This is a genomic window from Sphaerisporangium siamense (genome assembly GCF_014205275.1).
Lineage (GTDB): Bacteria > Actinomycetota > Actinomycetes > Streptosporangiales > Streptosporangiaceae > Sphaerisporangium > Sphaerisporangium siamense.
Map to the genome: position 1 here is coordinate 7098528 of NZ_JACHND010000001.1, position 20451 is coordinate 7118978.

The window sequence follows — 20451 nt, forward strand, 5'->3', positions numbered from 1 at the left end:
GCCGAGCCTGTGGCCGCACTGAACTGACGTCGCGGCGGGCCGATCGGTTGTCACGGACGGCGAAGCGGGTGACGGACTCCGACGGCCGCGGGGGCGGCCACCCTCCGCCGTCCTCGCGTGCGCGCGGGACGGCGGAGGGCATTGGCCCGCCTTCCGTGGGAAGGGGGCCGTTCACCTGAAATCGGCGACGGCCGGCCACGTCGGCCGTCGCCGCAGGTGCCGCACCCGTGATGCACCTGCCTCAGTGGATCCGCGCAGGCGTTCCCATCGACGTTCCTCCTGACGGCCGACCGTCAGGGACAACCCTAGAGGGGGTCGATATACGCGCACGTATATACGAGATACACGCGTATACGCCCGATGACCTGCCCGGATGCCGGACGGCAGAGGGATCACTCGCGGTCGCCGGTGGAGTGGGGGACGCGGTTGAGCGCGAACACCTCGGCGATGTCGTCGAAGTAGATGAACAGCGAGGCGATCGCGGCGCCCGCCAGGCTCGCCAGCACGCCGCCGACCAGGTCGGGGTCGCCGGGCCGCGCGACGATCCCGCTCACCACCCCGATCGAGGCGATGGCGGCCAGCGCGAACTTGCGCAGGATGCGGCGGGTGGTCGCCGCGCACGCCGCCGTGCCGGTGGGGCGGGGGCGCGGGCCCCGCTCCCGGGCGAGGAACACCAGGCCCGCGACGCCCAGCAGCAGGACGGCGACCACCGCCCACAGCGCCGGGAGCAGGGGCACGTACGGCGTCTTGGCCAGCAGCATGCGCGGCAGGACGAGCGGCGAGGTCACGGCCACCAGCGCCTCCGCGACCACGATCGCGAGCGCGACACGGCGCTCCCAGCCGTACGGCACGAAGGGCAGCGCGCCCATGGCGCCGGTGAAGGTGGAGAAAGCGGCCCCGCACCGTGCCTTGCTGATCGAGGACACCCCGAACACGACACCAGCGAGGGATCCGGCCCCCGCGGCCACATAACCCATCATCGACGGACCTCGACTCGGTCGGAAAGCACCGTAACGAACGTAGATCAAGCCGCTACATCAGGGGTACATGCGCTATATACGCGAATATGCGGCACGAGAGGCTCCCCCCGGATGCGACCTCATCAGATGTCCAGGATGCCGTTTTCTTCCGCCGATTTCCTGCTCTTTAGTGTCTTAGCGCGATTTAGCGTGGCATATCCACAGAGACGCGCGGCATGATGGCGCGGTGACCTGGACCGCGCCCCCCGTCAGCCCGGCCAACGCCCACTTCTCCCACGCCGCCGCGACCGCCCGGGACGAACGGGCGCTGGCCGAGGCGTGGCTCGACCAGCACCGGCAGACGCTGCTGTGGAAATGCTCCGGCCTCCCGGAGGACAGACTCAGGGAACGCGCCGTGCCGCCCTCGCGGCTGACGCTGCTCGGGCTGCTCCGCCACATGGCCGAGGTCGAGCGCGACTGGTTCCGCACGCGGTTCGACGGGCAGCGGCCCGGCTACCTGTACTGCTCCGACGACGACCTCGACGCCGAGTTCGACGTGGACGGCGCCGACGCCGAGGCGGACTACGCCGCCTATCTGCGCGAGATCGAGGCCGTGCGCGCGACGACCTCCGGCCGCTCCCTGGACGAGACCTTCCTCGACCCGCGCCGGGGGATCGAGATGAGCCTGCGCTGGGTCTACTCCACCATGATCCAGGAGTACGCGCGGCACAACGGGCACGCCGACCTGCTGCGCGAGCGCATCGACGGCGCGACCGGCCACTCGGCCGGCCCGTGAGGCCGTGTGGCGCCGGGCCCCCGCCGGCCCGGCACCACGCGCGGCGCTACCTCGCGAGGGCCGCGGCGGCCAGGCCCGGCGGCAGAGCGCCGGGGCGCGCGGTCAGGCCGGCTCGGGCCGGTGACGGCGCGGGCCCCGCCACGGGCGCCGGGGCACAGTGCGCGCCCGGCGCCGGGAGGGCGCGGGAGACGAGGTAGCGGTCGACGGCCCCGGTGACGCAGGGGGTGCGGCCGTACATGCCGTGCCCGGCGCCGTCGTAGGTCAGCAGCCTGGCCTCGTCGCCGATCTGCCGGGCCGTGCTCAGCGCCCACGGGTACCCGGCGGCCGGGTCGTGCCGCCCGTTGACGAGAAGCAGCGGCGGGGTGCCGTCCACGCGCAGGCGGTGCTGCGGGTTCGGGACCGGCGCGGGCTGGCCGAGGCAGGCGACGGTGAGCGCGACCGAGACCGGGCTCATGCGCATGTCGGGAGCGATGGTCTCCAGCCGGCGCAGGTGGCGGGCGAACTCGCGGTGGTCGCGGATCGGCAGCAGGAAGTCCTGGCAGACCACCTGGGTGGCGTCGTTGAACACCTCGTCCTCGGGCTCCTCGGCCGGCGCGGCGGCCGTCCGCGCGGGCGCGCCCGTGTCGAGGGCGTGGAGCAGGTCGGCCACGGCGGGCCAGTCGGGGGCGTAGAAGGCGTTGAACACCTGGTAGATGAGCATGATCGGGGCCAGCGGCGCGCCCGGCGCCGTCGGGTCGGGCAGTTCGCCGCGCCCGGCGCGTTCCAGCAGGTCACGCCACAGCGCACGCACGTCGCGGCCGTGCAGCGCGCAGTCCGCCGACCGGGCGCACCAGGCGGCGAACTGGTCGAAGGAGTCCTGGGTGGTCCAGGTGTCGGTGTCCAGCATGGCGGTGGTGCCCAGGCTGTGGTCCATGTTGCTGTCCAGCGCCAGCGCGCGCACCCGGCCGGGGAAGCGCTCGGCGTAGAGCTGGCCGATGAGCGTGCCGTAGGAGACGCCGTAGAAGGTCAGTTTGGGCTCGCCGAGCGCGGCGCGCAGCGCGTCGAGGTCGCGGACGACGCTCGCGCTGTCCACCCGGTCGTACAGCGGCCCGGTGCGGGCGCGGCAGTCGTCGCGGTAGCGGGCGTTGTAGGCGAGCCGCCGGTCGAAGGCCGCCTGGTCGGCCATCAGCGGGTCGGGGGCCGCCATGGCCAGCCGCAGCGAGCACAGCACCGGGTTGCTGCGCCCGACGCCGCGCGGGTCGAAGCCGACGACGTCGAAGCGGCGCAGGAGCTCGGGGCTCAGGCCGAGCCAGTTGGTCAGCACGGCGTCGACGCCGGAGTTGCCGGGGCCGCCGGGGTTGATGACCAGGGTGCCGACCCGGGCGGAGGGATCGGCGGCCGGCCGGAGGGCCACCGCCATGCGGAAGGCGGCGCCGCGCGGGGCGTCCCAGTTCACCGGCAGGGTCAGGCTCGCGCACTGGACCGTCGCGTCCTCCGGACAGGGCGCCCAGGCGAGCGGGGCGGGGCCGGCCGCGGCGGGGACGGCGGGCAGCAGGGAGATCAGGACGCCCAGCAGGGCGGCCAGGATCGGGACGGTTCTTCGCACCGTGTGTCCAATCGTCGGGGGGTAAGCCCGATCATGGACCGTCCGGCGGGCGGGGACCAGGGGTTCAGGGGTCGCCGGGCGGGCCTTTCACGACGGGTCGCGGGGCACGAGGATGCGCAGCAGGCCGACCATCTCGTAGCGGCCGGGCGCCACCCGGCGCAGCATGTGCTCGTCGGCGAGCCGGTCCAGGGCCCGCTGGGCGGTGCCCGCGGGCGCGCGCAGCATGTCCGCGGCCTGGGTCACGGTGACCTCGGTGCCCGGCAGGTAGGTGATCGTCCACAGCAGGCGCGCGGCCTCGGGGTCGGTGCGGCGGAACAGCTCGAAGCTGCCCCACAGCCGGTCGCGGATGTTGTGCTCGCCGTCCCGGTTGTCGAGGATCTCGCACAGGCCGCGGGCCATCCGGGCGGACAGCCGCTCCACGGGCCAGTCGGGACGCGCGGCCAGCAGGGCGCCGGCGGCGCGCAGGGCGAGCGGGAGGTGCTCGCAGCGGCGGGCGATCTCGGCGGCGGCGTCCGGCTCGGCCGCCACGCGCGCGGCGCCCGCGTGCCCGGCCAGCACGGCGACGGCGTCCTCGGGGGTGAGCGCGCCGAGCGTGAGGTGCTCGGCGTGGTCGAGGGCCGGCACCCGCCTGCTGGTGATCAGCACCGCGCAGCCGGGCCCGGCGGGCAGCAGGGGACGCACCTGGGAGGCCCCGGCGACGTTGTCGATCACGAAGAGCACGCGCAGGCCCGAGGTGAGGGACCGCAGGCGCGTGCTGGCCTCGCCGAGGCTCGGCTCCCCCGGGGCGGGGTCGCCGAGCGCGCGCAGGAACCAGGTGACGGCCTGCCGGGGGGTGACCGCGCGCTCCTGCTGGAAGGCGCCGGCCATGTCGACGTAGAGCTGCCCGTCGGGGAACCGCGAGGACACCGCGTGCGCGACCCGCAGGGCCAGCGCCGACTTGCCGACTCCGATCGGCCCGCTGACGGCCGCCACCGGCGGGACCGCGCCCGACGGCGTGAGCGCCTCCTCCAGGAAGCGCGCCTCGGCGTCGCGGCCGACCAGCAGGCCCGGGCGCGGGAGCTGGCGCGGGGCCGGGGTGCAGGGGGTCGCGGAGACGTGGGCCGGCTGGCGGGCGAGGGGGGCGAGCGCGGGGTCGCGGTGCAGGACGGCCTGGTGGATGCGCCGCAGCTCCTCCCCCGGCTCCAGGCCGAGCTGCCCGGCCAGGTGGTCGCGTGCCTCGGCGTAGGCGCCGAGCGCGCCGGCCGCGTCGCCCGCGCCGTACAGGGCGCGCATGAGCAGAGCCCAGGCCCGTTCGCGCAGCGGCTGCTCCCCGACCAGCAGCCGCAGGTCGGCCACGGCCTCGGAGTGCCGGCCGAGCGTGAGCCGCGCCTCGGCGCGGTCCTCAAGCGCGGTGAGGCGCTGCTCGTGCAGGACGGTCAGGCGCGCGGCGAGCGGCTTGCCGTACGCCAGGCCGTCGCCGGCCGGGCCGCGCCACAGGGCGACCGCGTCGTCGAACCGCTGGACCGCGACGTCGGGGCGGCGGCCGGCGAGCGCCGTCCTGGCCTCGGTGGTGAGCTTCTCGAAGCTGGTCAGGTCGAGCTTGGCCGGGGACGCGACGAGCTGGTAGGCGCGGTCGGAGGCGACGATGCCGACGCCCTTCATCTCGGTGGTGAGCACGCGGCGCAGCCCGCCCGCGTACGTCCGCAGGTTCGCCGTGGCGGACTGCGGGGGCTCGCTGTCCCACAGGGCCTCCGAGAGCCAGTCGAGGCTGACCGGGCGGTTCATGTTGAGCAGGAGTGACAGCAGCAGCGTGCGGCGCATGCGGCCGCCCAGGTTGACGGCCTTCCCTGAGAGCCCGGCCTCGACCGGTCCGAGGAGGCGGAACACGTGTGGCATCGCCGGCGGCCTAGAGAGAGCGCCTCGGCGGGACGTCACGGAAGCGGCCCGCGGCCTCGCGGGCCGCGGTTTCAGGAAACACTCGGAGCACTCGCGCGAACCCCCTGGTCCCATGGCCGTGAGGCGGCCTCATGGTGAAACGCGGGAAATACCGGGAATCGGCCACGACACGATTCCTGCCGCCGAGGCCCGCGATAGGAGGCGGACGCGACGGCCGCGGAACGACGGCACCCCCGGATACGCATCACCGGGAGCCTTTCACGACCTCCGACTGGACGTCAACCGGGGATGATGAGAAGGGACTTCTGTAATCGTGAAGTGATAGAGCGCGTTCGTTCGCGCCGCATCATTTTCATAGTGGAAATGTCGCTCATCGAGGTACCTGTCGTCCTGGCTGTAAAGCGAACGGATGTGGCAGTATGGCCGCGCCCGAAGATCACACGAAGATCAAGGGACGCCGCGACGGCACCGCCCCACCGCCGGGACACGACCGAAGGAGCGCTTCGTGGGAATGCTGGTCACCGCCGGCCTGCTCGTCACGGCCACCCCGGACGGCCCGGTCCGCGACGGGGCCGTACTCGTCGGCGAGGGACTCATCCGGGCGGCGGGGCCGCGCGAGCGGGTCGAGGCCCTGGCCCCGCCCGGCACCCCGCGCCACGACTACCCCGGCGGCACGCTGCTGCCCGGCCTGATCAACTGCCACGTGCACCTGGTCTTCGACGCGAGCATGGACGGCATGGGCAAGGTCCGCGAGGCCGACGACCTCTCGCTGTTCCTCGGCATGGCCGACCGCGCGCGCCGCTTGCTCGACAGCGGCGTGACCACGGTCAGGGACCTCGGCGACCGGGGCGGCCTGTCCCTGCGCCTGCGCGACGCCATCGCCGCCGGCCTGCTGCGCGGGCCGCGCGTGCTGGCCGCCGGCCCGCCGCTCACCGTCCCCGGCGGGCACTGCTGGTACCTCGGCGGCGAGGTCGGGGACGAGGCCGCGTTACGCGCGGCCGTGCGGGCCCGCGCCGAGCAGGGGGCCGACCTGGTCAAGCTGATGGTGAGCGGCGGGCAGACCACCTCGGGCGGGGCCGGGATGTCGGAGTCGCAGTTCACCCCCGAGCAGGTCCGCGCCACCGTCGAGGAGGCCCACCGGCTCGGCCTGCCCGTCGCCGCCCACGCGCACGGCACCGAGGCCATCGCCGCTTCCGCCGCCGCGGGCGTGGACACCATCGAGCACTGCACCTGGCTCACCGGCGACGCCTACGACCCGCGCGAGGACGTCGCGGCGCTGATCGCCTCCCGGGGCATCGCCGTCTGCCCCACCACCAGCCCTGGCTGGCGGGCCATGGCCCGCTGGATCGGCGAGGAGCGCGCCGCGCTGCTGCAGAGCCGCCTGCCCTGGATGCGCGACCTCGGCGTCCGCCTCGTGATGGGCACCGACGCGGGCCTGCCCGGCTCGGTCTTCGACGACTTCGCCGGCAGCTTCACCCTCTACGAGGAGCTGGGCTTCTCCCACGAGCGGATCATCGAGATGGCCACCGCCGACGCCGCCGACGCGCTCGGCATCGGCGGCGAGACCGGCAGGATCGCCGAGGGACTGCGCGCCGACCTGCTGGTGACGGACGGGGACGCGCTCACCGGCGTCGAGGCCCTGCGCCGCCCGCTGCTCGTCGTCAAGGACGGCGTCGCGCACGTGCCGCCGCCACGTCCGGAATAGCGCCGACGCCCGGCCCGGTGAAGGCGCATGTCAGGGCGATTTCATTTCGGCGTCCATTACGGAGCACATCCCGGCGTTCGGGTTGAACTACCGCGTCGCAGTCTAAAGAATCGTGCCCATGAGAGAGAGGGCGCTGCGCAGAGAGTGCCGTCGCCTGCTCAGAGAGCTGGACATCCGCCCGCCGCTCGATGTGAGAGAGCTGTGCGCGCGGCTGGCGGAACGCCGGGGCCGCGACATTCGGCTGGTCGCATATCCCATTGACATCCCCGGCCCTTTCGGGCTGTGGTTCATGACGGACTCGACCGATTTCATTTACTACCAGCAGGAGACCACCCGTCCCCACCAGGACCACATCGTCCTGCACGAGATCGGTCACATGATCGCCGAGCACCCGAGCGACGAGCCCGCCGACGGCGAGGCCATCACGCCCGGCCTCACGGCGGGAGGCCGCGTGCTGCGGCGCACCTGCTACGACACCAAGTACGAGCGTGAGGCCGAGCTGATCGCCACGATCATCCTGGAGTGGGCGAGCGTCCTCAACGTCACCCACCATTCGTCGGAGGACGACGACGCCCTGGAGCGGATGCGCGCCTCCCTGGCCAACCACAAGGGGTGGCTGTGAGCCAGCTCGCCTTGGGAATCCTCAGCACCCTGGCCTTCCTCGGGGTGCTCAACAAGCTCGTCCAGGTCTGGCGCGCGCCGGAGGATCTCCCCCTGCGCGCCATGGGCGCGTTCGTGTTGTGCATCGCGCTCGCGGCCGTCCTGAACGTCCCGGTGCTCAGGACGGCGGTCGACCAGGCCGGCGCGGGCCTCGCCAAGCTGGCGGTGAACCTGCTCACGGTGCTGTGCGCGTACTTCCTGATGGCGTTCTTCACCTACTCGGTGCACGGCGTGGCGGCGCGGGGCCGGCTGCGCGCGCGGCTGGTCCTGCTCGGGGCCGCCTCGGGCGTGATGGTGACGGCCTGGCTGCTCGCCCCGGAGCCCGTGCGCGCCGCCCCGGCCGACCTGGCCAACGGCGACGACCCGCACGCGACCGTGTTCGTGCTCGCCGCGCTCGGCTACCAGGGGTACGCGCTGGCGCTGAACCTGCGCTCCTCGGCGACGTTCTCGCGGGCCAGCGCCCGCCCGCAGCTCAAGCGCGGGCTGAAGGTCCTGGCGGTCGCGCAGGGCTCGCTGCTCTGCGCCGCCGTCGCGAAGATCTCCGTCGCGCTCGTCCAGGCCGCGACCGCCACCGACCCCGCCTTCCTGCGCCCGCTCAACACCTCCTACCTGTGGCTGGTGTTCGTCGGGATCATCACCGCCATCGTCGGGGTCGGCTACCTGGCCGTCACCGACATGATCGCCGCCATCCCGGTATGGCGGCGCCACCGCCGCGCCTACCGGCGGCTCAGCCCGCTGTGGTCCGCGCTCAACGAGGCGTTCCCCGACCTGGCGCTGACCCGCGTGCCGATGTCCCGGCTGCGCGACGCGCTCGGCCTGCGCCCGACGCACCGCGGCTACTACCGCCGCGTGGTCGAGATCCGGGACGGCATCGTGCAGCTCGGCCCGTACTACGACCGCGGCGTCGCGGAGGCGGCCGAGTCGGCGGGACGGGCCGCGGGGCTGTCGGGGACGGCGCTGGAGGCCGAGGCGCAGGCGGCCCTGATCGCGGACGCGCTGCGCCGCAAGGCGCACGCCTCCCCCGCCGCCGACCCGTGTCCGATCCCGACGCGCGGCGGGGACGACCTGGAGTCGGACGCCGCGTGGCTGGTGCTGCTGTCGGACACGCTCAGAGACCTGTGGCGGCGCCCGCCCGCCGCGGCGATGGACCCCTCGCGCGGATAGGCGCGGGCCCGCCGGGCGGCCGTCCTCCTCGCGGAGGGCCGCCGGTCAGCCGGGGCGGGAGTCCTCCGGCGGAACGCTCCCGGCGGGCTCCTGCGGCGGCGGCGCGGCGGCGCAGTCCGGCGGGAGCCCTTCGAGCGTGCGCAGGTGGGCGATCATGTTGGCGATGTTCTCGATGCTGGAGTGCGACAGACCGGCGGCGCGCATGGCGATCCTGCGCACGCCCGCGTCCTTCATGGCGGGCAGCAGCTCCAGCCGGACGTTGGCCTGCGCGGCGTAGGCGTCGTCGAAGAAGTACGCGGGCTCGACGCCGAAGAAGTCGGCGATGGCGACCAGGTGGCTCACCGACAGGTCGTCGGTCCTGCCGGTGCGCAGCTTCCACAGGGTGGTGTGCGAGACGGGAGTGCCACGCCGGGTGATCTCTCGCGCCGCCTGCTCGTAGCTGTAGGTGGTGCCGTCGGGCTGGCGCACGGAGCGAAACAAATGATCGAGTTGCTCCGCGAGAGGACGTCGATAGCGTTTGTCGGCCATGGCTACTCCGAGGGGACCATATCAAGCACCGGATTACCAGACCATCGCCCGCGCGGGCGAGCTGGTCAGGAGACGGGGCTCCAGGTCTGGCGGGCGGACCGCCACCACGCGAAGCAGTCGGGCAGCACGAGCGGCAGCCAGGACGGCGTGGGAAGGGCGGCGGCCTCCGGTTCGGTGACCCAGCGGACCTCGGCGATCTCGACGCCGTCGGGGACGGGCGTGCCGCCCTCGGCGGTGCAGCCGTAGACGGTGATGACGTGCGCCACCTGGTCGCCGTTGGGGTAGGTGGTGCGGAACCCGGGGCCTCCGTAGGCGCCGATCAGGCCGCGGATGCGGACGTCGAGCCCGACCTCCTCGCGCGTCTCGCGCACCACGGCCTCGGCGGGCGGCTCGTCGGGCTCGACGATGCCCCCGGGCGCGGACCACACGTCGCCCTGCTCGCTGTGCCGGGCCAGCAGCAGCCGCCCCTCGTCGTCGAAGACGAAGGCGTTGACCGACGGCAGGAGCAGCAAGGCGTTGCCCACCTGACCGCGTAAACCCGCAAGATACTCAGAAAGGGGCACGGTCGTCCTCCGCCGCTTCGCCGACTCGACCCCACAAAGGTACCCAGTCGGTCAAGCCGCCGAGGTCAGTCCGCGCCGTAGAAGACGCGCTCGGTGACGGCCCTGGCGCGGCGGGTGGCCCTGCGGTAATCCTCGACGAAGTCCTCCGAGCCGTCGGGCGGGTAGCCGAGCGCGCGGGCGATCATGGCGCGCTCGCGTACGTCGGCGGGAATGCTGTCCCCCGCGCGGCCGCGCACGAGCATGATGGCGTCGCGGACCCGCGAGGCGAACCGCCACGCCTCGGCGAGCACCTCCTCGTCGGGCTCCGCGAGCAGCCCGGCCTCGGCGGCGGCGCGCAGCGCCGCGAGCGTGCGCGTGGTGCGCAGCCCGGGCACCGCGTAGGCGTGCCGGAGCTGGATGAGCTGCGCCGGCCATTCCACGTCGGCCAGCCCGCCCCTGCCGAGCTTGGTGTGCAGCAGCGGGTCGGCGCCGCGCGGCAGCCGCTCGGCCTCCATGCGGGCCTTCAGCCGCCGGATCTCGCGCACCGCGTCCTCGCCGATGCCGCCCGGCGGGTGGCGGAGCGGCTCGATCAGCGCCATGAACTCCGCGCCCAGCGCGGCGTCGCCGGCGGAGTAGCGGGCCCGCAGCAGGGCCTGCGACTCCCACGGCGAGGACCAGCGCCGGTAGTAGGCCGCGTAGGAGGACAGGGAGCGCACCAGCGGGCCCTGGCGGCCCTCCGGGCGCAGGTCGGGGTCGATGTGCAGGGGCGGGTCGGGCGCGGGCCGCGCCAGCAGGCGGCGCAGCTCGTTGGCGACGGCGTGCGCCGCGTCGGTGGCGTCCTTCTCGCCGGCGCCCTCGACCGGCGCGTGCACGAACATGACGTCGGCGTCGCTGCCGTAGGAGCACTCGTAGCCGCCGAGCCGGCCCATGGCGATCACGGTGAAACGGGTGGGCAGCGGCCCGCGGCGCTCCACCGCGACCTTGTGGGTCGCGGCGTCCAGCGCGGCCTGGATGGTGACGTCGTTCAGCTCCGACAGCGCCCGGCCGACCTCGTCGACGCCGGCGCCGCCGACCAGCCCCGCGACGGCGATGCGCAGCAGCTCGCGCCTGCGCAGCGCGCGCACCGCGTCGACGGCGGCCTCGGCGTCCTCGGCGTGGCGGCGCACGGACGCGGCCAGCTCGCCGGCCAGCGCCTCCTTGGGGCGTGCCGCCAGCTCGGCCTCCGACCCCAGCATGGCCACGGCGTCCGGCGCGTGCAGCAGCAGGCCGGTGGCGTAGCGGCTGGTGCCGAGCAGGCGGGCCATGCGCTCGGCGGCGGCGGTCTCGTCGCGCAGCAACCGCAGGTACCACGGGGTGGTGCCGAGCTTGTCGCTGACCTGGCGGAACCCGAGCAGGCCCGCGTCGGGGTCGGGGGCGTCGGCGAACCAGCCGAGCATGACCGGCAGCAGCGTGCGCTGGATCGCGGCGCGCCGGGTGACGCCGCTGGTCAGCGCGGCGATGTGCCGCAGCGCGCCGTCGGGGTCGGCGTATCCGAGCGCGGACAGGCGCGCGGTGGCGGCGGCGGCCGTCAGCCGGGCCTCGTCTCCCGGCAGGCGGGCGACGGCCTGGAGCAGCGGACGGTAGAACAGCTTCTCGTGCAGCCGCCGGGCCTCCATGGCGTGGCGCTTCCACCGGGTGGTGAACTCGCCCACCGGGTCCACGGTCATGCCGAGCGCGCGCCCGATGCGGCGCAGGCCGGCCTCGTCCTCGGGGAGCACGTGCGTGCGGCGCAGGTTGTGGAGCTGCATGAGGTGCTCCACCTTGCGCAGGAAGATGTACGCCTCGGCGAGCGCCTTGGCGTCGTCCCTGCCGACGTAGCCGCCCCGGGAGAGCGCGGCGAGCGCGGGCAGCGTCGCGCGGCGGCGCAGCAGGGCGTCGGTGCGGCCGTGGACGAGCTGGAGGAGCTGCACGGCGAACTCGATGTCGCGCAGGCCGCCGGGGCCGAGCTTGATCTGGCGGTCGGCCTCGCCGGCGCGGATGTGGGCCTCGACCCTGCGGCGCATCGCCTGGACGTCCTCGACGAAGTGGTCGCGGGCGGAGGACTGCCAGACCATCTCGTCCACCGCGGCGACGTACTCGCCGCCGAGCTCCAGGTCGCCGGCGACCGGGCGCGCCTTGAGCAGGGCCTGGAACTCCCAGGTCTTGGCCCACCTGCGGTAGTACGCCAGGTGGCTGGCCATCGTGCGCACCAGCGGCCCGGCCTTGCCCTCGGGCCGCAGCGCCGCGTCCACCTCCCACAGCGCCCCTTCGGGGGTGCTCGCCGAGCAGGCGCGCATCATGGCCTGGGCGAGGCGCGTCGCCGCCTGGAGCCCCTTGGTCTCGTCCACGCCCTCGCGGGGCTCGGCGACGAAGACGACGTCGACGTCGCTGATGTAGTTGAGCTCGCGGGCGCCGCACTTGCCCATGCCGATCACGGCGAGGCGGGCGTCGGCGCCCTCGGGGACCTCGGCCCTGGCGATGGCGAGCGCGGCCTCCAGCGCCGCGCCCGCCAGGCCGGACAGCTCGGCGGTGACCTGGGAGAAGGAGGCGGCGCCCGTGACGTCGCGCGCGGCCAGGTGCAGCAGCCTGCCCCGGTAGGCGACGCGCAGGGCGGACATGACCTCGGTGCCGCCGCGGGGGGCGCGGGGCTCGGGGTCGGCGGGGTCGGCGCCGACGGACTCCAGCAGCGCGGCCCGCACGTCACGCTCGGGTGGGCGCTGGAGCGCCTGTTCACCTTCGAGCGCCTTCCAGTGCCCGGGGTGGCGCACGACGTGCTCGCCGAGCGCCGCCGACAGGCCGAGGACGCCGACCAGCCGGGCCCGCAGGCCCGGGTCCGCGCGCATCGCGCCGAGCACGCCGGGGTCGCGCTCGGCCAGGCGGCTGAGGGAGGTCAGCGCGAGGTCGGGGTCGGCCGCGCCGACCAGGGCCGTGAGCAGGCCCATGTCGCCGGCGGCCTCGGGGCCGAGGCCGTCCAGCAGCCGTCCGGCACGGGCGGCGTCCGCGAAGCCGAGCCGGGCCAGGCGCCCGGCCGTCGTCTGGATGCGGGACTCGGCGTTCACAACGCCAACGTAACCGGTGGCCCGGTGTTCGTCGTCAGCGGTTGCGCACTGTTTCGCGGCGTTCCGGGGAGTTGGGCGGCCAAGCGCGTACGACGGCGGCGAACGCCTCGGCGAACGGGCGCCAGGTCGCGCTCAGCTCGGCGCCCGCGGCGGCGACCTCGGTGTCCAGGGCGCGCGGGTCGTGCCCGGCGGCGGTCAGCGTGGCGCCGGTGACGGTCATCCAGTCGGAGAAGACCTCGGGGGACGCCTCGGGGTGGAACTGCACGGCCCAGGCACGCTCGCCGAACCGGTACGCCTGGTTGGGGTAGGGGTCGCCGGTGGCCAGCGGCACCGCCCCTTCGGGGAGGGCGGTCATGGCGTCCTGGTGGTAGTGCACGACCTTCGGGCCGGCGGGCAGCCGTCCCATCAGGGGGTCGTCCGCGGCGGCGGGCAGCGGCGCGATCCGGCACAAGCCGATCTCCAGCCCCGCGGCGCCGCGCTCGACCCGCCCGCCCAGGGCCAGGGTCATGAGCTGGGCGCCGAGGCAGATGCCGAGGGTGGGGACGGACGCCTCCACCGAACGCCTGATCAGGTCACGGATGGCGGGGAGCCAGGGGTGCCCCTCGTCGTCCCAGGCCGAGGGGGCCCCGCCGAGCACGATCAGCCCGTGCGGGAGCGGGCCGTCGGGGAGCTCCTCGCCGCGGGAGGGCCGCACGACCTCGGGGGTGATGCCGGCCTCGGTCAGCCATTCGCCGAAGAACCCGAGGCCGGCGTCGGCCTCGTGCTCGATGATCAGTACCCGATATGTCATGACTCAATTATGGGTGTCCTAATTGATCGGCGGCAGGGGTGCGCGGCCGACGGTGCGGTGACGGTACGGTGCGGCGCGGGTTCCGGACGGCACGGGCGGGGCGGCGGGCGGCCCGGCCAGGGCGGACGCGGCGGCGGGGCGCCGCGCGGGGCGGAGCGTGGTTTCGGGGTTCTCGCCGGGTTTCGCGCGCGTTTACCGGTAAACGTGGAATTTGTGGTTTGGGACACCTGTGATTCCGGTCTCTTCGCCGGAAAACCGGGTGCGGAGCAGGCGGCCCCCGATATACGTACTCGCCGGGGGGCACTCCGAAGGGTGTTCGAAAGAGCGCCAAGAACTACGACATACGTCCCATTACCGGACACGTGAATCTCTACCAGGCGGAGGCATTGATGGCTAGAGTAACTGCCGTCAGGAATTCCTGTATTTCCGCACAAGGAGATAGATGCCGCCCCCAGAGCCGCGCGTGACCACGGCAGCCACCTCCGCGGACGGCACCGGCCCCGACGCCGCGGCGGGCGCCGAGGTCACGGAGCCGGCGCGGCAGATCGAGGAGCTGACCCGGCGGCTCGACGCGCTCACCGAGACGCTGCGGCGCGACCACGAGCGCGCCGCCCACCGCGAGCAGGTCATCGACCGCCTGCACGCCGAGAACCAGCAACTGCGGCACGGCATCCTCCAGGAGGCCCTGGCGCCGGTCCGCACGGCGCTCTACCGCCTCCACGACACGGCGACACGCGTGGCGGCGCGCTGGCGCTCCGACGACCCGCCGTCCCCCGAGTTCGCGGGCCCGCTGCTCGCCGCGATGGCCGACGAGGTGGCCGAGGTCCTCGGCCGCGCGGGCGCCGAGCGGCTGTCGGTCCGGCCCGGCGACGCCTACGACCCCGCCCTGCACCGCCCCGCGGGCACGAGCGCCGTCCCCGCGGCCGAGGACGGCACGGTCGTGGAGGTCCTCGCCGACGGCTTCACCACGGGCGACCGCGTGCTGCGCAAGGCGTCGGTGATCATCGGCAGGGCCTCGGAGGGCGAGGACGGCGATCCGGCCCCCGAAGAGGACTCCGCCGGGGCGGACGGGGCCGAGACGGCGGACGCGCCGTCCGACGATGACGGCGGGGACGGCCGGGACGACACGGACGGCCGGGACACGGACCGCCGGGACGGCGGGGACGCCGAAGAGGACAGCGGCAAGGAAAAGGAGAGCGAGTAGGCGATGGCTGTTTACGGGATCGACCTCGGCACGACGTATTCCTGCATCGCCTATGTGGACGACGTCGGCCGCCCGACCGTGCTGCGCAACCTGGAGGGCACCGACACCACGCCGTCCGTGGTGTTCTTCGAGTCCCCCGACAACGTGGTGGTGGGCGCGACCGCCAAGGACAGCGCGGTGCTGGAGCCGGACCTGGTGGTCAGCCGGATAAAGCGGGACATGGGGCAGGACGTTCCCCGAGTCCGGCACGGCCGCCCGTACACGCCGGAAGAGATCTCGGCCTTCGTCCTGCGCAAGCTCGCCGACGACGCCAGGACCGCCACCGGCGAGACCGTCGAGGACGTCGTCGTCACCGTCCCCGCCTACTTCGGCGCCGCCGAGCGCGACGCCACCCGCAAGGCCGGGCAGATCGCCGGGCTCAACGTCATCGACATCGTCTCCGAGCCCATCGCCGCGGCCATCACCTACGGCGTGCTCAACCCCGGCTCCGACCACACGATCCTCGTGTACGACCTCGGCGGCGGCACGTTCGACACCACCATCATCACCCTCAAGGACGGCGACATCGAGGTCGTCTGCACCGACGGCGACCACGAGCTCGGCGGCGCCGACTGGGACGACCGCCTCGTCGAGCACCTGGCGCAGAGCTTCCAGGCCGAGCACCCCGCCGCCGGCGACCCCCTGCTGGACAAGCAGTCCGAGCAGCAGCTCCGCCGCGACGCCGAGGACCTGAAGAAGACGCTGTCCACCCGCACCCAGCACGTCGTGCGCGTCGTCCACGACGGCAGGGTGGCCACCATCGAGGTGACCCGCGAGACCCTGCTGGACCTGACCCGCGACCTGCTCGACCGCACCGTCGAGATCACCCGCAGGACCATCGACACGGCCGCGGCCAAGGGCGTGCGCCACTACGACCACCTGGTGCTGGTCGGCGGCTCCACCAAGATGCCCGCGGTCGCCGAGACCCTGCAGAAGGAGTTCCAGCTCGTCCCCCGCCTGCAGGACCCGGACCTCGCCGTCGCCAAGGGCGCCGCGCTGTACGCCTTCGAGGAGACCTACCGGCGGCTGATCGCCGAGGGACGGCACGACCAGGCCGAGGACATGGCCGCGCGGGCCGGCCTGACCGCCGACCAGCAGGAGCAGATCGCGGGCCGCACGATCAAGACCGTCGCCTCGCGGGCCTTCGGCATCGTCGTCGTCGACAAGGAGACCCGCGGCCGCGGCGTCGCCCACCTGGTGCACGCCAACGACGCCCTGCCCGCCGCCGTCACCCAGGACTTCTACACCATCGACGACGGCCAGACCGGCGTCGACGTCGAGGTCATGGAGCAGGCCGGCGCGGTCGAGTCGGAGTCCCCCGAGGACAACGGGCTGATCGCCGAGGGCCTGCTGCAGATCCCCCCGGGCAAGCCCGCCGGGTGGCCCATCGAGGTCACCTTCGCCCTCGACGCCTCCGGCCTGCTCCAGGTCACCGCCAGGGAGCGCGAGACCGGCGAGGCCCTGGAGCTGCGCATCCAGATCGGCGGCATGTCCGAGGAGGACGTCGCCGAGTCACGGGCCGCCCTGTCCCGCGTCCAGGTCGGCTAGCCGGGCGGCTATGGCCTTCGACGAGCGGCGGTACACCCGTGAGGTGCTGGAGCCCGCGCGCGAGGCGGGCGGGCTCCCTCCGGAGGACCTGCGGATCCGCTACCAGCTTCACGAGGCGATGACCGCGGCCGACGTCACCGGCACCGTCAAGCAGGTGCGCCAGTGCTGGCGCCGGGCGCGCGGCATGCTGAAGTACAAGCGTCTCGCCGACCGGCTGGAGGCCGACCACGCGCGGTTCGCGCCGCTCTTCTCCGCCGCCGCCGAGGGCGACCTGCGGCCGCTGCGCGACGCGCTCGGCGAGTCCGAGCACCGCGCCGCGCGCAGGCTGTCGGAGGCCGCCACCCGGCTCGCCGACGCCGCCGGGCCGCTGCGCATGCTGTCGCCCGCGCTGCTCGCCACCATCGCCCGCTCCAGCGGCGTCGGCCACGAGGAGGCGCTGCGGCTGGCGGCCGAGCGCTCCATCGAGGTCGGCGACCCGGACACGCTGCCCGAGGCGGCCCCGTACGCGGGGTACGCACGGGCCCGCGAGGCGCTGGACACGCTCGGGCTGGCCCACCTCGGCCGGTTCCTGTACGGCGACCGGTGCGCGGGCATGCGCGTCCTGGACGGCTTCGCCGTGCCGGGCGCGGTCCCGGTCGAGGACGCCCTGGAGGAGGCCGAGCGGTACTGGGCGGCCCGCACCCGGGGGCCGTGGACGGTCGGCGCCGACACCGTGATCGCCGCGCTGCGCAACTCCCCCGACCCCGGCACGCTGGTCCGCTACGACATCGTGTCCCGGCTGCGCGAACGCCTCCGCGAACACCCCTACGACGACTCGCTGCTGCGGCACGCCACCACCGAGCTCGACCTGGACGTCGGCGACGCCCGACGCCTCGTCTTCGCGGTGCGCGCCGAGGGCGGCGGCGTCGTCACCGGCCCGGCGGCGCGGCTGCGTGAGCTGGTGGACGCCGGCGAGATCCACGCGGCGGCCGACTTCGCCGGGGCGCTCGACGCCGCCGCGCTCACCGGCGAGGCCGCCGAGCTGGCCACCGAGGTCAGGGCCAGGCTCGCCAGCGCGATACGGCTCAGGGACCGGGCGCGGGCCGCCCTCGACCCCGACGACGCCTGGATCGCGCTGCGCGACGCGCTGCGGCGCGTGCCCGACCTGCCGGGCGCGAGCGAGCTGCTGCTGCGCCTCGCCCCGCACCCGGCGCGGGCGGTGCGGGTGAGCGTCCAGGGCGGCGGGGTGGGGCTGGTGTGGCAGCCCTCGCCGTCGCGGGCCGGGCGGGTCGTGTACGACGTGCTGCGCAACGGGACCGTGGTGACCAGCACCGAGCGTCCCTCCGCCCGCGACGAGCGCCCGCCGGTGAACGTGCCGCTGGTGTACGCGGTGGTCGCGCGGCGCGAGGAGGCCGTGGCGATGCCCGCCGTGGCGGCCACCCTGATCGTGCGGCCCGAGCCCGCGGAGGTCGCCCTCGGCGCGGGCGACGGCGTGGTGTCCGGCACCTGGAGGCTGCCCGCGGAGGCGGCGGGCGTGCGGGTCACCCGCGACGGGCTGCCGGTCCCCGCCGGCGAGACCGGGTTCCGCGACCGGGACGTGGTCAACGGCACGACCTACACCTACGTGGTCTCGGCGGTCTACCCCGGGCAGGACGGCGAGGCCGTCACCCCGGGCGTGCGGCGCGCGGTCACCCCGCAGGGGCGTCCCCGGCCGGTCACCGGCTTCACGCTGCGCGCCGACCCGGCCGCGCCCGGCACGTTCCTGGTCCGCTACGAGGAGCCGCCCGAGGGTGCGGTCGAGTTCGTCGCGCTGGACGTCCCGCCCCCGTGGCCGGTCGGCACCACGCTCGCGCTCGCCGAGCTGCGCGCGGCCGGGCGGGCGATCCCGTCCATCCCGACCCGCGACGGCCAGGCCATCCGCCCGGGGGCCGGCCGCAGCGTGCTCGTCGCGGTCACCGTGGCGGGCGAGCTGGCGACGGTCGGCGGGCACCTGGACCACATCAGCCTCGTGCCGCCGACCGAGCTGACGGCCACGCGGCGGGGCGGCACGGTGTTCGTCGGCTTCGAGTGGCCTCAGGACGTCACCGAGGTCGAGGTGATGTGGAACGGGCACAGCCTGCCGGTCACTTCGGCGGCCTACCGGGCCCGGGGCGGGGTGCGGTTCGACGTCCCCGAGAGCGAGCCGGTCGTCATCGAGGTCATGGCCACCTCCCTGGTGCGCGGCACCCGGGTGCGCGGGCCCGCCGCGCGGTTCGACCTGCCCGGTCGCATACCCGTCCACTACGACGTGACGTACCGTGGCCCGGCCTGGAAGCGGTCGGTGGTCGTCGAGGTCACCGCCGAGCGGCCGGTGCTGCTGCGCCGTCTGTCGCTGGTGCTCAAGCCCGGCCACGTCCAGCCGACGACCGCCGAGGACGGCGTCCTGCTCGACCACTGGACCGACCTCGCGGTGCCCGCCCGGCTCACCGTCCCCGTCCCCCGGCAGGCCAGGCCGTACTGGCTGCGCTGCTTCGCCGAGGGCGCCGAGGACGGCGGCCCCGGGCGCGCGGGCGGCGTCGCCCTCATCGACCCGCCGGTCCGCCGCCTGAAGGTGGAGTGACGACGTGCCCGCCCCCTCCCCCACCGCACCACCGAATCGACGGCAGAAGGCGAAGTGACCGCGTGACCATCACCTGCCCGTTCTGCTTCGCCCGGCTGGACCGCGACCGCATCGCGTTCCGGTGCGCGGGCCGGGCCGGGCTCGGCGGCGGCTGCGAGGCGCGCCTGGACGAGACCCTCGCCGAATATCTGGGCTCCTCCGCCGCCGCCTACCTCCCGCCCGTGTTCTCGGTGCGCAGGCCGGGCCGCCGCGCCGACTGCCCGACCTGCCGCCGCTCCACCGGCTGGCGGGTGTGCCCCGAGTGCCACAGCAGGCTGCCCGCCGAGTACTGCGCCAACCCCGGCAGGATCGTCGCCCTCGTCGGCGCCAAGGGGTCCGGCAAGAGCACCTACATCGCCGTGCTGCTGCACGAGCTGACCAACCGGGTGGGCGCCGAGCTCGACGCCTCGCTCGTCGCCTGCGACGACCGCACCATCGCCCGCTACAAACAGGACTTCGCCCGCCCCCTGTACGGCGAGCACCGCCTGCTCAGCACCACCCGGCCGGCGGCCACCGAGCCGCGCGACCCACTGGTCTACCTGCTCACCCGCACGGTGCCGGGACGGCTGCGCACCAAGACCATGTCGCTGACGCTGGTGTTCTTCGACACCGCGGGCGAGGACCTGCGCAGCCGCGAGTCCACCGAGACCCACCTGCGCTACCTCAACGCCGCCGACGCGATCATCTTCCTGGTCGACCCGCTGGAGCTGCCCGGGGCCAAGGCGTCGCTGAGCGGGACGGCGGCGGCGCGGGGCGGCGTCAACGCCGGCGACCCCGACAGCGACCCGATCAACGTGATCAGCCGGGTCGCCGAGCTGCTGCGCGACCGCGCCGGTTCCGGCAAGCTGAAGGTCCCCGTCGCCGTGGCGCTCAGCAAGATCGACGCGCTGCAGGACACCATGGACGCCCAGTCCGCGCTGCACCGCGCCCGCACCCCCTCCGGCACCCTCGACCTGGACGACAGGGACGCCGTCCACGAGCAGGTGCGGGCGCTCATGGACGAATGGGAGGCCGGCATGGTCGACCGCTACCTACGTCAGCACTTCACCGACTTCGCCCTGTTCGGCCTCTCGGCCCTCGGCGGCATCCCCGGCGACGACACCGTCGCCCCCGGCGGCGTCCGCCCCTACCGCGTCGAAGACCCCTTGCTCTGGCTCCTCCACAGATTCGGCATGCTCACGGGGGTGCGCCGGTGACGGTGTTCATGGCGCCGCCTCCGGCGTCGCGGTGTGCGGGCGCCTTTGAGCCGGTGCTCTTCCGTCGTCGGGCGCAAGGGATCGTTCCTCACCCTTGCGCCCTCCTCCAGAGCACCGGCGCGCCCTCACACACGAGCTTTCTGGGGCTTTGGGCTGGGTTACAAGG

The 20451-nt window shown here is 74.4% G+C and carries 15 protein-coding genes; 8 read left to right on the forward strand and 7 right to left on the reverse strand.

The genetic code is table 11. The features are described from left to right. Window positions 1–392 precede the first annotated feature (392 nt). A complete protein-coding gene (locus BJ982_RS32380; protein WP_184886366.1) occupies window positions 393–980 on the reverse strand; it encodes a hypothetical protein in 588 nt (195 codons plus the stop codon). Window positions 981–1206: 226 nt separating this feature from the next. On the opposite strand from BJ982_RS32380, the gene BJ982_RS32385 reads away from it, so the two are divergent. Further along, the gene (locus BJ982_RS32385) at window positions 1207–1755 is read left to right on the forward strand and encodes a DinB family protein (RefSeq protein WP_184886368.1); all 549 of its coding nucleotides are present in this window, start codon (window positions 1207–1209) and stop codon (window positions 1753–1755) included. 46 nt (window positions 1756–1801) lie between these two features. On the opposite strand, the gene BJ982_RS32390 is transcribed toward BJ982_RS32385, so the two are convergent. Then, window positions 1802–3340 carry an alpha/beta hydrolase gene (locus BJ982_RS32390; protein WP_203958957.1) on the reverse strand — a complete coding sequence of 513 codons (1539 nt, stop codon included), beginning with the start codon at window positions 3338–3340 and terminating at the stop codon, window positions 1802–1804. Window positions 3341–3427: 87 nt separating this feature from the next. Beyond that, window positions 3428–5215, reverse strand: a complete 1788-nt coding sequence (locus BJ982_RS32395) for an AfsR/SARP family transcriptional regulator (protein ID WP_184886370.1) — start codon at window positions 5213–5215, stop codon at window positions 3428–3430. Window positions 5216–5726: 511 nt separating this feature from the next. Between BJ982_RS32395 and BJ982_RS32400 the strand changes: the two genes are divergently transcribed. The 3 genes from BJ982_RS32400 (at window position 5727) to BJ982_RS32410 (ending at window position 8744) form a co-directional block, all read left to right on the forward strand. Continuing rightward, complete coding sequence (locus tag BJ982_RS32400) at window positions 5727–6920, forward strand: amidohydrolase family protein (protein ID WP_184889657.1); 1194 nt, start codon at window positions 5727–5729, stop codon at window positions 6918–6920. A 118-nt stretch (window positions 6921–7038) separates the two neighbouring features. Further along, window positions 7039–7542: a hypothetical protein gene (locus tag BJ982_RS32405; protein ID WP_184886372.1), complete on the forward strand. Its 504-nt coding sequence runs from the start codon at window positions 7039–7041 to the stop codon at window positions 7540–7542. Further along, on the forward strand, window positions 7539–8744 hold the full coding sequence (locus tag BJ982_RS32410) for an MAB_1171c family putative transporter (RefSeq protein ID WP_184886374.1): 1206 nt from the start codon (window positions 7539–7541) through the stop codon (window positions 8742–8744). The genes BJ982_RS32405 and BJ982_RS32410 overlap by 4 nt, the downstream gene beginning before the upstream one ends. 45 nt (window positions 8745–8789) lie before the next feature. Here BJ982_RS32410 and BJ982_RS32415 read toward each other — a convergent pair whose 3' ends face one another. From BJ982_RS32415 to BJ982_RS32430, 4 genes are all read right to left on the reverse strand, one after another. Beyond that, complete coding sequence (locus BJ982_RS32415; protein WP_184886376.1) at window positions 8790–9212, reverse strand: helix-turn-helix domain-containing protein; 423 nt, start codon at window positions 9210–9212, stop codon at window positions 8790–8792. Window positions 9213–9337: 125 nt separating this feature from the next. Next, complete coding sequence (locus tag BJ982_RS32420) at window positions 9338–9796, reverse strand: NUDIX domain-containing protein (protein ID WP_184886377.1); 459 nt, start codon at window positions 9794–9796, stop codon at window positions 9338–9340. A gap of 104 nt (window positions 9797–9900) precedes the next feature. Then, window positions 9901–12891: a bifunctional [glutamine synthetase] adenylyltransferase/[glutamine synthetase]-adenylyl-L-tyrosine phosphorylase gene (locus tag BJ982_RS32425; RefSeq protein WP_184886379.1), complete on the reverse strand. Its 2991-nt coding sequence runs from the start codon at window positions 12889–12891 to the stop codon at window positions 9901–9903. A 34-nt stretch (window positions 12892–12925) separates the two neighbouring features. Continuing rightward, a complete protein-coding gene (locus BJ982_RS32430) occupies window positions 12926–13681 on the reverse strand; it encodes a type 1 glutamine amidotransferase (RefSeq protein WP_184886381.1) in 756 nt (251 codons plus the stop codon). Window positions 13682–14123: 442 nt separating this feature from the next. On the opposite strand from BJ982_RS32430, the gene BJ982_RS32435 reads away from it, so the two are divergent. The 4 genes from BJ982_RS32435 to BJ982_RS32450 all read left to right on the forward strand — a co-directional run bounded on the left by BJ982_RS32435 (window position 14124) and on the right by BJ982_RS32450 (window position 20285). After that, window positions 14124–14885 (forward strand): nucleotide exchange factor GrpE, encoded by a 762-nt coding sequence (locus BJ982_RS32435; protein WP_239122848.1) that lies wholly within the window; start codon window positions 14124–14126, stop codon window positions 14883–14885. Window positions 14886–14888: 3 nt separating this feature from the next. Then, the gene (locus BJ982_RS32440) at window positions 14889–16472 is read left to right on the forward strand and encodes an Hsp70 family protein (protein WP_184886383.1); all 1584 of its coding nucleotides are present in this window, start codon (window positions 14889–14891) and stop codon (window positions 16470–16472) included. Between the two features lie 10 nt (window positions 16473–16482). Then, window positions 16483–19050: a SaeA-related protein gene (locus tag BJ982_RS32445; RefSeq protein WP_184886385.1), complete on the forward strand. Its 2568-nt coding sequence runs from the start codon at window positions 16483–16485 to the stop codon at window positions 19048–19050. A gap of 62 nt (window positions 19051–19112) precedes the next feature. Beyond that, window positions 19113–20285, forward strand: a complete 1173-nt coding sequence (locus BJ982_RS32450; RefSeq protein WP_239122849.1) for a TRAFAC clade GTPase domain-containing protein — start codon at window positions 19113–19115, stop codon at window positions 20283–20285. Window positions 20286–20451 lie beyond the last annotated feature (166 nt).

What these genes read in the sequence shown, in the direction of transcription:
- BJ982_RS32380 (WP_184886366.1), bottom strand. Translation starts at nt 980, where the DNA reads ATGATGGGTTATGTGGCCGCGGGGGCCGGATCCCTCGCTGGTGTCGTG.
- BJ982_RS32395 (WP_184886370.1), bottom strand. Translation starts at nt 5,215, where the DNA reads ATGCCACACGTGTTCCGCCTCCTCGGACCGGTCGAGGCCGGGCTCTCA.
- BJ982_RS32400 (WP_184889657.1), top strand. Translation starts at nt 5,727, where the DNA reads ATGCTGGTCACCGCCGGCCTGCTCGTCACGGCCACCCCGGACGGCCCG.
- BJ982_RS32405 (WP_184886372.1), top strand. Translation starts at nt 7,039, where the DNA reads ATGAGAGAGAGGGCGCTGCGCAGAGAGTGCCGTCGCCTGCTCAGAGAG.
- BJ982_RS32430 (WP_184886381.1), bottom strand. Translation starts at nt 13,681, where the DNA reads ATGACATATCGGGTACTGATCATCGAGCACGAGGCCGACGCCGGCCTC.
- BJ982_RS32435 (WP_239122848.1), top strand. Translation starts at nt 14,124, where the DNA reads ATGCCGCCCCCAGAGCCGCGCGTGACCACGGCAGCCACCTCCGCGGAC.
- BJ982_RS32440 (WP_184886383.1), top strand. Translation starts at nt 14,889, where the DNA reads ATGGCTGTTTACGGGATCGACCTCGGCACGACGTATTCCTGCATCGCC.
- BJ982_RS32445 (WP_184886385.1), top strand. Translation starts at nt 16,483, where the DNA reads ATGGCCTTCGACGAGCGGCGGTACACCCGTGAGGTGCTGGAGCCCGCG.